This window comes from Pseudomonas sp. NPDC089758 (assembly GCF_044748705.1).
Taxonomy (GTDB): domain Bacteria; phylum Pseudomonadota; class Gammaproteobacteria; order Pseudomonadales; family Pseudomonadaceae; genus Aquipseudomonas; species Aquipseudomonas putida_X.
This window is the reverse complement of the sequence record NZ_JBIVGN010000008.1, coordinates 130,196-144,968: the sequence shown is the minus strand read 5'-3', so window position 1 is coordinate 144,968 and position 14,773 is coordinate 130,196. Positions and strand designations below refer to the sequence as shown.

Here is a 14,773-nt window from a genome sequence, read left to right as displayed (position 1 = left end):
GCAGGTCGGCAGTCCCATCCCTTCGCCGGCATGATCCGGATCAGGTTCTAAGGGTCACCGCGCTGCAGTGCCAGCGGTTTCTCAGCCCGTTGCCGGGCTCCCCTTGGTGGCGTGAAGGTATACAGCACCTCCGGTGCCTTTGTCACGGAGCAGATCACCCCGAGCAGCCCGCGACAGCCGCACCTTCAAGGGCCTTGGCAGCAAAAGAGACAGCGTAGAAGCAAATAGCCACCAGTCATTAGCCTGTCATCTTATTGTCGTATTTTCCGGCCTTCACCCAGGGTCGGGAATACCAGCCGTGATACGCCGTTTTCTCTCGTCAGCAGGCCTGCTGCGCCTATTGATCCTGATGCTCTGTGCCGCCACCCTCACCTTCCTTTGGGGGGTGCACTTCAGCCAGAAGGCCGCCGCGCGTCAGGATGCGCTGATGGCCAAGGCAGCCGAGCACCAGAACCTCGCCCGCATCGTCGCTGAGAGCCTGCGTCAGCTGGTTGATCGTGCCCAGGCCGTGGGCCGCGTCACTCAGGACGACATGAAGGCGCTACCCCAAGGCAGCCTGAGCCTGGCGCGGCTGCTTGCCGAGGACCCGGTGTTCAAACGCATGGGCCTGTACGACCGTAATGGCAAGTTGTTGTCAGCCAGTCACGTCAACGAAGTGGCGGCGCTGCCGGACGGCTGGCTGCAGCAGTTGAAACTGCATGTCGCGCACTACGGTTTCAAACCCTTCATGCCGCGTGTGGAACCGGGCCTCAGCCCTTCGGCCCTGCCCACCTGGCGCTTGCCCTTCCTCTTGCCGCTGACCAGCCTGCCAGGCCGGGAGATCGACAAGATCCTGGTGGTGCAGCTCGATATCGGCTACCTCGCGGTGCTGTTCCAGCACATTGACCTGGGCACCACCGGCCTCATGCGCCTGCTGCAGGACGACGGCCAGGAGCGCCTGCGTATCGACACCCGCGGCGTGGTCATGGCCGATGTCGATTTCGAACCCGGTTTGCCGGCATCTGCCAGCGAGTCGGGGCTGCTGATCCAATATGCATCCGGCCAGCCCTACCAGAGCCTGTACCGGCGCATCGACGAGCGCGGTTTCAGCATCATCGTCAGCCAGCGCATCGACGAAATCCTCGCCCCCACCGCCCTGGCGTATTCACGCCAGTTCTGGTTGAACTGGAGCATGACGGTGATGATCCTTGCCAGCCTGGTCTGGACCTTGCGTCTGCTGCACAAGCGTCAGGAGGCTTTCAGCGCCCTTGAGCATGCGCAACAGGTCAACCAGCAACTGATCGGGCGCCTGGAAGATGCGCACCGGCGCAGCAGCCACGCCGCCGCCACCGACCACCTTAGTGGGCTGCACAACCGTCGCCAGTTCGTCGAGGTGGCGGGCCTTGCGCTGACCCGCCAACGCGGCAAGCGCCGGCTGATGGCGATCCTGTTCATCGACATGGACCGCTTCAAGTCGATCAATGATTCGCTCGGGCACAAGATCGGCGACTTGCTGCTGCAAGCCGTGGCCGGGCGCATTCAGCGCCTGCTTGAGCAAGGTGACGAAGCCTCGCGCTTCGGCGGTGATGAGTTCGTGGTACTGCTGGCCGGCGAACGCAGTGAAGAACAGATCGATACCTGGGTGCGCGAACTGGTGCAGAAACTTTCGGCCACTTACTCCCTTGACGGCCAGGAGGTCAATACCAGCCCCAGTGTGGGCATCAGCATCTGCCCACGCGACGGCCAGGACATCGACAGCCTGATCCGCTGCGCCGACGCAGCCATGTATTCGGCCAAGCAGGCCGGGCGTGCCCAGTACCGTTTCTTCGACCCCTCGCTGAATCTTTCCGACATCCACGCCTTCACCCTTGAACAAGCCTTTGGCAGTGCCCTGGCCGAACGTCAGTTCATACTGCACTACCAACCGCAGATCCGCCTGGATACCCAACGCGTGCTGGGCTATGAAGCCTTGGTGCGCTGGGACCACCCAGAATTCGGCCTGCTCTACCCCGACCGCTTCATCGGCCTGGCCGAGCGTAGCGGTTTCATCATCGAGCTGGGCTGGGAAGTGCTGCGCCTGGCCTGCGAGGAGCTGGCACGTTGGGATCTGCAGGGCCGCGACAACCGCCTGGCGGTGAATGTATCGGCATTGCAGCTGCGCCAGGCCGACTTCAGCACCCGCCTGCTGGCCAAGTTGCAGCTGTACGGCATCAGCCCGCAGCGGCTGGAGCTGGAAATCACCGAAACCACCATTCTGGACCCGGAAGGCACGGCGGTTGAGCATCTGCACCGCCTGCGCGCGGCCGGCCTGGGCATCAGCCTCGACGACTTCGGGCGTGGCTACGCCGGCTTCGCCCACTTGCAGTCACTGCCGTTGAGCAAGCTCAAGATCGACCGGTCGCTGATCGCACCGCTGTGCAACAGCCACGACGACAGCCCGATCGTCTCCTCGACCATCATCCTGGCCAAGCGCCTGGGGCTGGAGGTAGTGGCCGAAGGGGTCGAAACGCGCGAGCAGGTGGTGTGCCTGAAACTTGCCGGCTGCGATATTGCCCAGGGCTACCACTTCAGCCGCCCCTTGTCGCCGGCGCAACTGCGTGAATACCCGCCCTTCAACGGCATCGAGGAAAAGCCATGCGTGCTCTGAAGCCTTGGGCGGGCGCACCCGTCAAAGAGCCGGGACAGACCAGACGTTAGGGTTTATTGTGGTGGCAACACACGCTGACACCACCCTCACATGACCGACATAGAGCGCTACGTCCGCGCCGCCACCCGTGACAACACCCGGCGCAGTTACCAGGCTGCCATCGAGCATTTCGAAGCCCACTGGGGCGGGTTCCTCCCGGCCACTGCCGACAGCATTGCCCGCTACCTGGCCGATCACGCCGGGCAGCATGCGGTCAGCACCCTGCGCCAACGCCTTGCGGCCCTCAGCCAATGGCACATCAGCCAAGGCTTCCCCGACCCGACCAAGGCCCCGCTGGTGCGCCAGGTGCTGCGCGGCATCCGCACCTTGCACCCGACACCGCCGAAACAGGCCGCCCCGCTGCTGTTGCAGCACCTGCAAACGGCTGTCGAGCATTTTGAACAAGAGGCCAGGCTGGCCCGCGAGCAGCATGACCTGCCAGCACTGCGCCGCGCCCGGCGTGACACTGCACTGTTGCTGCTGGGCTTCTGGCGTGGGTTTCGCGGTGACGAACTGGCGCGCCTGCGGGTGGAGCACATCCAGGCCGAGGCCGGCGTGGGTATCAGCCTGTTCCTGCCACGCAGCAAAGGTGACCGTGAAGCGCTAGGCGTACAACACCGCACCCCGGCCCTGAAGGCGCTGTGCCCTGTCGCAGCCTACCTGCAGTGGCTCGAAGTGGCGGGCATCGCCCACGGCCCGGTGTTTCGCAAGCTCGACCGCTGGGGCAACCTGGGCGACACAGCGCTCAACAGCAACAGCCTGGTCGGCCTGTTGCGGCGCATGCTCGAACGGGCCGGCGTGCCGGCGGCGCTGTACACCGGCCATTCCCTGCGCCGTGGTTTTGCCACCTGGGCCACGGCCAACGGCTGGGAGCTGAAGTCACTGATGAGTTACGTGGGCTGGAAGGATGCCAAATCGGCGTTGCGCTATATCGACTCGGGCCAGCGTTTTGGCGAACTGGCCGTATTACCGGCCAGCCAGGGGCAAGCGCTCATTCCGTGAACGTGTAGCGGGCAACACCGCCCACTTCCGGGCGAATCGCATACAGGTCGCCAGCGTCCGGGTAATGCCGCAGCTCGGTCGGCGACATGCCGACCCGGGCCGTGGTGATGTACAGCGTGCTCATGCCTTCGCCACCGAAACAGCAACTGGTCGGGCGCGGCACTGGCATCACCACCTGTTCGGTCAAATGGCCGTCGCGGTCATAGCGCAGCAGGCAACTGCCATTGAACTGACACACCCACAACCCACCTTCACGATCCAGCGCGATGCCGTCAGGGCGCCCCAGTTCGGCAGGCGTCTCGGCAAACAGGCTGACCTGCTCCAGCCGCCCTTCGGGCAGATACTCGGCGCGGTAGATCGAGCGAGCAGCGGAGTCGACGAAGAAAACGGTATTGCCATCGGCGGACCAGGTAATGCCATTGGGCAACGCCATGCCGTCATGGATCACCACATCGTGCAGTTCCCCGTCAAAGCGCAGCAGCGCGCCGGTCTTGCCGCTCGGGCCCTCGTCCATCAGCCCGGTGACAAAGCGCCCTTGCGGGTCGCAGGCGCCGTCGTTGAAGCGGTAGCTCGGGCGGTGATGCACAGGCGCCGAGTACTGGCGCACCTTGCAAGACGACATATCCAGAATGGCAACGCTGGCATCTTCGGTGAATATCAGGTTGCCTTGGTCGGTCAGTGCCAAGGCACCGATACGGGCAGCGGATTCATAGAGGGTCTCGACTTCGCCATCCGGTAGCAGCCGGTGAATCCGCCCGCCGGTGATATCGACGAAATACAACGCGCCGGTGCGCGCATCCCACACAGGGCTCTCTCCCAGGTCGGCCCGGGTGTTGGCGACCTTGGTCGGCACATAGTGGCATTCCTTGATGAGGCTCCAGCGTTCGGCCACTTCGCCCAGGCTGGAAGCCTCGACGCGCGCCAGGTCACGCGGGTAGCTCACGCCGCTGTTCTCGCTGAAACGCGTGGCGGTGAACTGGCCATTGCTGGCCCGCAGGATGTACCCGGTATCCCGGCAAAGCGGGCTGGCCAGGTACAGAACGCCCGGTGTCACCCATTGCGGCTTGAGTTCTTCCGGTGGCTGGGTCACGCCCCACATCCTGGTTTTGGCCACCGGCGAGACCGCATTGACCAGGATGCCGTGTTCCAGCCCTTCCATGCTCAATGCGTTCATGATGCCCACCTGGGCCATCTTGCCCGCCGAGTAGGCGACCAGGCCTGGCTGGGCATAGCGCTGATACATGGCGCGGTCCGAGGTGGTGAGCACTATGCGTGGTGCTTCGGCTTGCTTGAGGTGCTTCCAGGCATGCTTGGCCAGCCAGACCGGGGCGTGCACGCTGATGCCCAGGGCGCGATCGAGAAACGCCTGCTCCTGGGTCTCGATGCCTTGATAATCGACCCAACCGGCGTTGTGAATAAGGATATCCAGCGCGCCGAAATGCGCGATGGCCAGTTCCACCAGTTCGCGGCAATCGTCTTCGTTTTCCAGGTGGCCGGCATGAGCGACCACCTCGAAACCCTGCCCCCGCAGCGTTTCGAGCGCGACGCTGACCGCCGCCGGGTTCTGCCCTTCACCTGAGCGGTCAGTGCCCAGGTCGCTGATGACTACCCGCGCTCCCCGCGCGGCCAGCGCCATGGCGTAATCCAGGCCCAGGCCCTGGGCGGCACCGGTGACGATGGCGACTTTATCTTTGAATGGGTCTGTGCTTGGCATTGTAGCGCCCTTCCGATTCTCCTTTTTTACGATAACAATAAAAAAATCAATGACTTAATATTAAAAGCATGCAACTTTGATATCTGCTGGATATCACCTGAGACCTGCCATCTTCCGATACACCCCGACCTGCAACCTCAGGCCCCCGGATCAGCCGTTTGCAGCAGAGGCTTTGTCGCCGCGATGCCACGCACTATCATGGCCGCCTTGCAGGGTCGGCCGCCGGTGAACGCTTTCCCGGCCCCCGTTCGACTCGATGAAGGAACGTAGAATGATCGAGACACGTTTGCTCAGGCAGTTCATTGCCGTGGCCGAGGAGCTGCACTTTCACAAGGCAGCCATCCGCCTGCACATGGCACAGCCGCCCCTGAGCCAGGCGATCAACCGACTCGAAGAGAAGCTGGGCTTCAGCCTGTTCCTGCGCAACAAGCGCGGGGTCAAGCTCACCGCCGCAGGCATGGCCTTCCTGGAAACCGCCTACCGTACCCTCAAGGAGCTGGAGCAAGGCATCGAATACGCCCGTAACGTGTCCGAGGGCATCTGCGGCAAGCTGACCATCACCGCCATCTCCATCGCTTACTACGAGTCGCTGCTCAATACCCTGAAGAAATTTCGCGAAACCTACCCGAACGTGCGGCTTACCATTCGCGAAATGCCGTCAGCCTCCCAGGCCAAGGCGTTGATGGCCGGTGAAGCGGACATCGGTTTCATGCGCAAGCTGCCGATGCCCCCAGACACCATCGAATCCAGATTGCTGCTCAATGAGCAGATCGTCATGGCGCTGCCCGCCAGCCACGCCAAGGTGCATCAGCCTGTGGTCGACCTGCGCGATTTTGCCGAAGAGGATTTCGTCTTCACCCCGCAAGCGCTTGGCAGCGGCTACCACAGCCAGCTGATCGCGCTGTGCGAATCGGCCGGTTTCTACCCTAAAGTGGTGCAGGAAGCGGCGCAGATCCACACCCTGATCGGGCTGGTGGCGTGCGGCTTCGGGGTTGCCCTGGTGCCTGAATCGATCGCTTACTCGACGCTGCGCGAGCGCGTGCAGTTTCGCCCTATCCGGCCGATCAAGGACCAGCCCACGCCGACCATGGGGCTGTACATGAACTGGAACATCCAGAACGCCTCCCCAGCCTTGGGCAGTTTCATATCGATGCTCGACCTGGGGGCCCCTCGTCGATTCGTCGACACCATCCAGCAACCGTTCATTCTGGATGGCAGCGACAAGCGCGAATCACACCGCTAAGCGGTATTCGCGCAGCCAGGCATCCAGTGCCAGAGCGGTCTCAAGGTTGTTACGGCGCAACTGTGAGTTGAAATAGCCCTCGGGCTGATGCAGCTCAGCGCCCAGTCGACCATGGTCGATCACCTGGAACACCGGGCTGTCCGCCCGCCCAAGCAGGCGCCTGGCCCGCTCACGCAGGAACCGTTCGTAACCCAGGTTGGCCGATGTCGGATAAGGGCTCTTGCGCCGCTGTAGCACGGCCGGTGGCAGGATATCGACGCAGGCCAGCTTGAGCAGCCACTTCTCCACACCGTCTTTACCTTTGATCGACCACGGGACGTTGTAAACGTACTCGACCAACTCATGGTCGGTGAACGGAACACGCACCTCCAGGCTGGCGGCCATGCTCAGGCGGTCCTTGCGGTCGAGCAGTATCGGCAGCCAGCGTTGCAGGTGCATGTGGCAGATCTCACGCATGCGCCGCTCTTGCGGGCTGTCGCCGGGCAAGTGCTCGACGCTGTCCAGCGCCTGGTGATAGCACCCGTCCTGGTAACTGGCAAAGTCGCACAGCCGGTTGAAGTCCGGGTTGATCAGCTCAGGCTGCAGCAGCTGCATGCGCGAGAGCCAAGGGAAGCGCTGCGCCGCCAGTGCCTGCGGGTCGCGGAACCAGGCGTAGCCGCCAAACACTTCGTCTGCTGCCTCCCCGGAAATGGCCACTGTCGAATGGCGGCCGATGGCCTTGAACAGCAGGTACAACGAGGTATCCACATCGCCAAAGGTGGCCGCCGAATCATTGGCCCGGTACACCGCGCTGCGCGCAGGCTCGGCCACCAGTTCGCCGTTGTCGATGAGGATGGTCTGGTGATGGCTGCCAATGTGTTCGGCAGCTGCCAGCGCATAGGGCTGATCGCGCTCCGGGCGAAAGCTGTCGCTCTGGAACTGCTCGGCCTGGCCAACGAAATCCACCGAGAACGAATTGACCCTGCCGCCCTGCGCTGCCGTCAGGCGCTGTTGCGCCATGGCCGTGAGGATGGTCGAGTCCAGCCCCCCGGAGAGCAGCGAACAGACCGGCACATCGGCATGCAACTGCTCGCCCAGCGCTTTGCCGAGCAGCGCGCGGGTGCGCGCCACAGTGCCGGGCAGGTCATCCTGGTGTTCGCGGCGCTGCAACTGCCAATAGCGGCTGAGTTTGGCGCGCCCGTTGGGCCGCCAGGACAGGCGATGCCCTGGCGGCAGTTCGCTGACCCCGCGCAAGGCCGTACGCGCCGTGCCGCGAGAGAGGCTCAGCGCGTCCACCAGGCCGACCACATCGAGCGCACTGGCGAACGCTGGGTGCGCCAGGATTGCCTTGATTTCCGAACCGAACAGCAGCCCCTGCTGGTGGTGGGCGTAGTACAGCGGCTTGACCCCCAACCGGTCACGCACCAGCAAAAAGTGGCCGTCGCGCCCGTCGAACACCGCGAAGGCGAACATACCGCTCAGGTGCTCACAGCAGTGTTCGCCCCATTCCAGATAAGCGTGCAACACCACTTCGGTGTCGCTGCGCGTCTGGAACTGGTGGCCCGCCAGGCGCAGACGCTCACGCAGCGCGTCGTGGTTGTAGACCTCGCCGGTGTAGATCAGCGCGACTTCCTCGCCACTGGCGCAGCGGTAAGTCATCGGCTGCACGCCGCCGCTGAGGTCGATGATCGCCAGCCGCCGATGGCCCAGCAGGGCATTGCGATGCCGCCAGCTGCCACTGGCATCCGGCCCGCGCAGTGCCAGGGTATCGGTCATGGCGTCGATGATCTCGCCGGCCTGGCTCAGGTTGCGAGTGTAGTCCACCCAGCCTGTGATTCCGCACATGCTGTGCTCCTTACACGTGAAGACGACGGGTTGGCAGCAGGCCGGTCAGGGCCTGCAGGCGCTTGGCGATATCCAGCAACTGGCGCTCGCTGTCACGCCGGCCCATGATCTGCACGGCCAGCGGTGCCTTGCCGTCGGCACTCAGGCAGATCGGCACGGTAATGGCCGGCAGGCCGCTGAAACTGGCCAGCGGAGTGAAGCTGATTTTCTGCTCATAGCCTTCGTCCGCGGGCGAAGGGATGGTCGAATCGCCTGGCTGCGGGTTGCGCCGGTCGAAGGGTCGGTTTGGGTCCATGGGGAATACCACGAAGTCCACTTGGGCCTCGTTGAACCAGGCGTCGATACCGGCGCGGACGTTGTCCATGCGCTGGTGGATGCGCCGGTAGTCAGCATCGCTCACGCCCTCACCCACCTTCAGGGCGCTGAGCGTGGACCAGTGCAGCTCGCAGTCGAAGCGCCGTGCCCAGGCAGCCGAGGCCAGCCACGCATCACGCGCGCACAGCTGCCAGGCGTCGCCACGGCAGGCCCACAGGTCCGGCATGGCAACCTCACCGGGCGTCATGCCCAGGTCTGCCAGCGCGTTGCGCGCCTGGCCCAGCATGTCGAGCATGGCCGCGCTGGTCAGCGCCGGGTCCAGCGCATGCTCCAGCATGGCGACCCGATAGCGCTCTTTGAGTGGCTGTTGCTCGCCGAGCAGCGGCTCCAGCCCCAGCAACGGGAACAGCAGGCCAAGATCGTCGGCGCTGCGGGCCACCCACCCCAGCGCGTCCATACGCGGTGACAGCGGAAACACGCCGGCCAGGCTCTCCGGCTTCTGGGTCATGCGCAGGCCGACCATGCCGCAGTGCGAGGCCGGCCAGCGTACCGAGCCGAGCACATCGGTGCCCAACGAGATATCGCACAGCCCCGCTGCCACCGACACGGCCGAACCGGTGCTGGAGCCAGACGGATCGATGCTCGGGAAGCGCGGGTTGCGGCAGCCTGCGCCGAAGGCAATGTTCAGCTCGGTAGTGGCGACCTTACAGGTCAGGGCAATGCGCGGGTCGAGAAAAGCCAGCGCCTCGGCGCTGCGCTGGGGGTAGTGGCGGTAGCTGCGCAGGCCCAGGCGGGTCGGCAAACCTTGCACATCGACGGTGTCCTTCACCCCAAGGCGGTACCACGGTGCCTCGACCTCGCGGGTGCTGGTCAGGCAACGGTAGTGGCTGTCGGCATGCACGCGCCAGTGTGCGTACTGCTGCGCCCAGTCCGCGGCAAGCTCGGGGTTGCGCTGCAGCAATTCATGGCGTTTGCGCAGGCTCAATCCCAGGTATTCGGGCTGCTCACGTCCGCGGGTGGCGTCGGCGCCGCAGTTGCTCAGGTAGTGGGCGATGGCGTCTTGGGTGTCAACGTGGTTCATGGGTGCATTCCTTGACTGAGGTAGAAGCCGCCCACGGCAGAGGCTTGCCGGTGGCGGACAAAGGCAGATCGGTGACACGGCGTACCGCAACCGGCCATGGATGGCCCGGCGGTAATTGGCGCAAAGCCTCCCGCACCGCGTGCTCGGTGAGGGTCTCGCCGCTGTACAGCACCTCGAACGCTTCGCCGCGCAAGGCATCGGCCACGGCAACGCAGGCTAGCGTCGGGCAGTCCAGGCGCTGGGCGAGATCACTGGCCAGGCGGGCCAGATCGACACGCAGGCCATTGACCTTGATCAGGCTGCTGGCCCGCCCCAACCATTGGAAGCGCTGTGCGTCCAGCACCCGTACCAGGTCATCGCAACGGTGCGTCGCGGCAGCGCGTGCCTGGCCCGGCTGGCGGGCGATGCGCGGGCTGGCCACGTTCAGCGCACAGGGCTGGCCAGGGGGGCTGAGCAGTGTCACATCGTCCAGCAGCGTCCAGGGCTGCTCAGCGTCACTGTGCGCATCCAGCTCGCGGTAAGCCATGGCCCCGGTTTCGGTGGAACCGAGCAGTTCGATGAAACGTACCTGGGGCCCGGCATGGCGCTGCACCGTGGCCATGGCACCAGCGGGCAGCAGCGAGGCGCTGTGCACCACCAGTACCTGACGCCGGGTGCTCAGCCGGGCCAGCAGCGCCGGCAGCACGCGCCAGGTACTGGCAATGGCCAGAATCACGCACGGCCCGTCACCCTCGAGCGCTGGCAGGCGCTGCTGCTCCAGCGAACAGGCGTGCAACCGCGCATGCAAAACCCGCGCACCGACCTCGCCAAGGATCATGCCGTAGCTGTGGCAGGCCGGCGCGAACGAGAAAATCTCCCGTGCATCAGGCGCCCAGCGGCCGAGGATCAAGGCCGCTTCGCACGCCATCTGCGCCTGGCTGCGCAGCCATTGCCGGGGCGCACCCGTTGAGCCGGAGGTGGTGAACAGATGCTCGGCGTTCACTTGGCGGCCTGCAGGGTCAGTTGATCTTCCAGTTTTTGCCCGACGAAGCGTTCCATCTTTTCCAGGGTTTCGAACCAGAAGCGCACATCGTCGCTGAGGTAGTCCACTTCGATGTCGAAGCAGCCTTCGATGGCGGTGATCACTTCAACAGCCATGAGGCTGTCGAAGCGTTCACCAAGAAAGTCACGAAAGCTGTCGCGCTTGTCGATCGCGTCGACGTGCTCGCCAAGCAACTGGCCGAGGGTTTGGCGGATACGCTGTTCAATGCTGAGGTCGTTCACGAGCCGGTCTTTCCTTGTTGGTGGGCAGCGTTGGTCAATTCCGCTCCGGCACTGAAGAACACGTGCTCGGGCAGGATCGGATCGAAATGCAGGTAAATGAAGGCTTTGGGGTACTGCGTGCGCAGGCAGCCGTGCAGCCCTTCAGCCAGCGCCTGGTGGGCGTGACGATCGCGGGCCTGCGACAGGGTGATGCGCACATGGAACTGCGCCGGTGCGCCGTCGCGGTCGGCAACCGGCATCGGCATGCCGGCACTGAACACACTGGCCTCAGGTAATGGGTTGAAGAACACCATGCAATGCGCAGTGTCAGCGCCCAGTTGCTTGAGCTGGCGGGTAAAGGCCAGTGCCAGGCGCTTGCGCTCCAAGGGTTGCAGCGGTGCACAGCTAACAGTGAGGGTGGGCATGGCGGCTCCTTACGACAACTGCAAGCTGGGCAGCTGTTGGCGCAGGCCTTGGGCAAAGGCGTCGAGCAGGCGGCCCAGGCAAATGGACAGCGCGTCCACCCCTTGCAGGAACAAGGGCGACCAGGCGTGGCCGGCGTCGCCGTGCACCTTGTCGAGGAAAAAGCGCAGGTGGGCAAGGTCCACCGGCAGGCCCAGTTCGGCAGCCAGGGCCACCGCCTGGTAGGTACTGAGCAGGTCAGGTATGCGCTGCCCCTGGTTGGCGAAGCCCCCCTGGCGCACTTTGTGCGCAGCCAGTAACGCGGCGGCCGCCTCAGTGACGTCGTTGCCGGTGTGGGCCAGGCAGGCCAGGGCCTGCAACCCGGCGCGCAGTGACACTTCGCCCCGCGGGAACGATGCGTAGCCATGGGCTTGCCGGCAGCTGCCGACGAAGCGTTCGATGGCCGCGAGGTCCACGCCGTTGTCATCGCCCAACTGCCGCACGATCGACACGGCCGATGCGGTGGACACCATGTCCGAGCCGCGCCCCTCCCAGAACCCGAAGCCGCCGTCAGGGTTCTGCAGCGAGGCCAGCCAGCGGCCGATCGCCTGGCGAGGCCCGGGCTGGCCACTGAAGGCGCCCGCTGCAAGGCCCCAGTTGGTGCACCGCACCTCGGCACCGCGGCCTGGCATGTACATGATCCCGGCTTCGTTGGGCATCTGGCAGCCTTCGATCCAGCGCAGGGCTGCATCGCGCTGCTGCGGGGCCAGGCGATCGCCCAGCACAGCGGCCGCAGTGGTCAGCACGTCGGCGGCGGTGTCGGCGCGGCGATACGAATAACCGCCTTGGGGCATGCACAACGTGGCGATGAATGCAGCCACGTCATCGGCCAGGTGCGCCAGCGGCTCGCCCAGTGCCTTGAGTGAACCCACTGCGCAGAATGCCGCCCAGACGTCCTCACCGTCATAACCGGCCCAGCGTACGAACGCACCGGTCGGGCCGCGCAAGGCATCGATCCACTCGGCGCAGCGCTGACGGCCCAGCGGTTGCGCCTGCAATGCAGCAAGGCTGGCGGTGGCGCGATACGTCGCCCACAGGCATGGCACAGCCGCCGCTTCGCTGAAGCGAAAGCCGCCACACTCCAGCTGCTGCGCCTGCAGCCAGCCGATCAAGCGTGGCACGTCCCATTGCGGCGCCGGCAAGCCTTGGCGCGCCAACGCTCGCGCAGCCATCACGCCGTAGAAACAGGCACGGGTGTCGGCGAGGTTGCGTCGGGCGAAATCCGCCGACCAGCTCAGGCCACCATTGGCGCACTGCAACCCTTCGAGCCATTCATACAGGGGCGCGGGGTCCGCTACCTGGCCCTTGCACACTTCGATCAGGGTGCGCAGCGCGTAGTGGCTGGCCCACACGTCCGCCGTCTGCCCCGGGCACATGGCATAGGCGTTTCCATCGAACAGGGTAGTGATCCAGGCGGCTGTCTCGTCGCTCTTTTCAACCGCAACGCCCAGGTCGTGCAGGGTTTCGGTGCAGTAAAACGTCGCCCAGGCATCGGACGGCATCCCCTTGCTCCAGGCAAAGCCGCCATCGCGGTTACGCCGAGACAGGATGTAGGCCTGCAATACCGGTGCATCGGCTTGCTCAAGGCGCTCGACCCAGGCCAGGCTGCGGATGGCCGCATAGGTGCACCACAAATCCGCCTGGCCGTTGCCCAGGCCCTGCCCCGCAGGGAAGCGTGGCGGCGTCATTGCTGGCCACCGACGTAGCGCAGGTTGGTTTTCTTCCAGCTCTTTTGCGACCCGCCACTCTTGTTCAGCGCCGACAGGTTGTTGACGAACAGTACACGGCTCCAGCGCACCCCCATGTGCTGCTCGGAGCGCTCCAGCAGATGCGCTTGCAGGCGCGCTTCCTGGCGGGTGTCCCAGACCACGTCACGTTCGAGGATCAGCGCGGCGCTGTCAGCCTGGCGGTCCACTTCGATAACATACCCGGTGGCATCGCAACTGCCGTAGACCACCTCCTCGACCGCGCGGATTTCAAGGCCTACCCCCGCCACCCGGACGCTGTCGCTGTCACGCCCGTTGACCTGCAGTGTCGGGCTGATCCGGCCTGGCGTCCAAGGCGAGGTGATAGTCACGCTGTCACCGGTGTCCAGACGCAACAGCGGCCGCGCATAGAGGTTCAGCGGCGTAACCACCAGGCGGCCCGTGAGGCCCTCGGCCGGGGTCACCAGCTTGCCGTCGGGCAACAGCAGCTCGAAATGATTGCTCGCCGTGGCCAGGCGCATCTGCAGGTCTTCGCCCACTGCGGCCAGGGTGCCTGTTTCGGTACTGCCGTAGCTGGCATCGAACACATCGCATTGCCACCAACGCGCCAGGCGTTCACGGAACGGCTGGGTGTTGACCTCGCCAAGCAACATGATCGAGCGCACCGACCCGGCGAAGCTGTGCAGCATTTCGCGCTGTTTCAGGTAGCGGGTCAGTTGCACCAAGACACCCGGCGCGATGAACAGCACCGTAGGCCGATACGTGTCGAAGGTCTTGCACACGCGCTCCCAGTCGGTAATACCGGTGGTAAAGGGATAGAGGCGCACGTGGGAAACGTCCAGGTACTCGCAGACATTGGCGATCAGGTCACCTACCGGCACGATGTCCGATGGCATCAGGTTGGCCACCCGAGCCCCCGGGCGCAGCACTGTCCGCCAATGGCTGGCGACGCTGACGGCGTTCCAGATGATGTCCTCTTTCACACGCGGGGTTGGTGTCGGCTCGCCAGTGGTGCCGGTGGTCGCGTAATACTTGGCCGCATCACCGAGTTCTACGGTGCAGAACTTGAGCGGTTGGTCTTTGAGCAATGCCTTGGCGGTCACAGGCAACTGCTGGAAGGCCGTTGCACTGTAAGGACCTATGTTTGCGTAATGGGCGCTGTGTTGTGCTCGCGTCCAAACTGCTTGCAACTTGCGTTCATAAAATGCGGCGTCGGGCACCTGCCCCGCTTGCAGCTGAAGCTCGCGTTCCGCGGCCTGCAGCACGCCGTAATCCTGGTCGCTATGAACTAACATCGACTCGCCCTCTCGAATGAACAGCGCAGAGAATTGGCGAGCGTCCGGCTCAAGTAAAATACTTATTTGAAACCGCCGGTGATAGGCGCGGGGTATTATTCAGCAACTTCAGCAGGTAAAACCTGATCATTAAGTGCGCTTTTTCCGAACGCATTTCCCTCATCGCGCCGTGGATCCGGCGGGATATCAGATAAAGATGTTTTTGGTATTTCCCAAAGGGTGTC

The 14,773-nt window shown here is 64.3% G+C and carries 11 protein-coding genes, 1 pseudogene and 1 riboswitch; of the genes and pseudogenes, 3 read left to right on the top strand and 9 right to left on the bottom strand.

What is annotated here, in order from left to right; translation table 11 throughout:
* A riboswitch (TPP riboswitch) is annotated at nt 1–114 on the bottom strand.
* Nucleotides 115–298: 184 nt separating this feature from the next.
* Nucleotides 299–2,626, top strand: coding sequence for a putative bifunctional diguanylate cyclase/phosphodiesterase (locus ACIPZH_RS13485; RefSeq protein WP_400628157.1), 2,328 nt, complete (start codon nt 299–301; stop codon nt 2,624–2,626).
* A 90-nt stretch (nt 2,627–2,716) separates the two neighbouring features.
* Nucleotides 2,717–3,667, top strand: coding sequence for a site-specific integrase (locus ACIPZH_RS13480; RefSeq protein WP_400636443.1), 951 nt, complete (start codon nt 2,717–2,719; stop codon nt 3,665–3,667).
* Here the strand turns inward: ACIPZH_RS13480 and ACIPZH_RS13475 are convergent.
* Both ACIPZH_RS13475 and ACIPZH_RS13470 read right to left on the bottom strand, forming a co-directional pair.
* Nucleotides 3,657–4,766, bottom strand: coding sequence for an SMP-30/gluconolactonase/LRE family protein (locus ACIPZH_RS13475; RefSeq protein ID WP_400636525.1), 1,110 nt, complete (start codon nt 4,764–4,766; stop codon nt 3,657–3,659). The genes ACIPZH_RS13480 and ACIPZH_RS13475 overlap by 11 nt on opposite strands.
* A pseudogene (locus ACIPZH_RS13470) lies at nt 4,761–5,381 on the bottom strand (SDR family NAD(P)-dependent oxidoreductase); the annotation flags it as partial. The gene ACIPZH_RS13475 and the pseudogene ACIPZH_RS13470, both read right to left, overlap by 6 nt.
* Before the next feature lie 271 nt (nt 5,382–5,652).
* Between ACIPZH_RS13470 and ACIPZH_RS13465 the strand changes: the two are divergent.
* Entirely contained in the window at nt 5,653–6,624 is a 972-nt protein-coding gene (locus tag ACIPZH_RS13465; RefSeq protein ID WP_241803453.1) for a LysR family transcriptional regulator, read from the top strand.
* Here the strand turns inward: ACIPZH_RS13465 and asnB are convergent.
* Genes asnB through ACIPZH_RS13430 form a run of 7 tightly spaced genes read right to left on the bottom strand, consistent with a single transcriptional unit; the run spans nt 6,613 to nt 14,549 of the window.
* Complete coding sequence (gene asnB, locus ACIPZH_RS13460; protein ID WP_400636441.1) at nt 6,613–8,448, bottom strand: asparagine synthase (glutamine-hydrolyzing); 1,836 nt, start codon at nt 8,446–8,448, stop codon at nt 6,613–6,615. The genes ACIPZH_RS13465 and asnB overlap by 12 nt on opposite strands.
* A gap of 10 nt (nt 8,449–8,458) precedes the next feature.
* Nucleotides 8,459–9,844 (bottom strand): amidase family protein, encoded by a 1,386-nt coding sequence (locus ACIPZH_RS13455; protein ID WP_400636440.1) that lies wholly within the window; start codon nt 9,842–9,844, stop codon nt 8,459–8,461.
* Nucleotides 9,831–10,826, bottom strand: a complete 996-nt coding sequence (locus tag ACIPZH_RS13450) for an AMP-binding protein (RefSeq protein ID WP_400636439.1) — start codon at nt 10,824–10,826, stop codon at nt 9,831–9,833. The genes ACIPZH_RS13455 and ACIPZH_RS13450 overlap by 14 nt, the downstream gene beginning before the upstream one ends.
* On the bottom strand, nt 10,823–11,107 hold the full coding sequence (locus ACIPZH_RS13445; RefSeq protein WP_267816008.1) for an acyl carrier protein: 285 nt from the start codon (nt 11,105–11,107) through the stop codon (nt 10,823–10,825). Before ACIPZH_RS13445 ends, ACIPZH_RS13450 begins: the two co-directional genes overlap by 4 nt.
* The gene (locus tag ACIPZH_RS13440) at nt 11,104–11,511 is read right to left on the bottom strand and encodes a hypothetical protein (RefSeq protein WP_241803458.1); all 408 of its coding nucleotides are present in this window, start codon (nt 11,509–11,511) and stop codon (nt 11,104–11,106) included. Before ACIPZH_RS13440 ends, ACIPZH_RS13445 begins: the two co-directional genes overlap by 4 nt.
* Nucleotides 11,512–11,520: 9 nt before the next feature.
* Nucleotides 11,521–13,236: a prenyltransferase/squalene oxidase repeat-containing protein gene (locus ACIPZH_RS13435; RefSeq protein WP_400636436.1), complete on the bottom strand. Its 1,716-nt coding sequence runs from the start codon at nt 13,234–13,236 to the stop codon at nt 11,521–11,523.
* The gene (locus ACIPZH_RS13430; RefSeq protein WP_400636435.1) at nt 13,233–14,549 is read right to left on the bottom strand and encodes a phenylacetate--CoA ligase family protein; all 1,317 of its coding nucleotides are present in this window, start codon (nt 14,547–14,549) and stop codon (nt 13,233–13,235) included. Before ACIPZH_RS13430 ends, ACIPZH_RS13435 begins: the two co-directional genes overlap by 4 nt.
* Nucleotides 14,550–14,773: the final 224 nt, after the last annotated feature.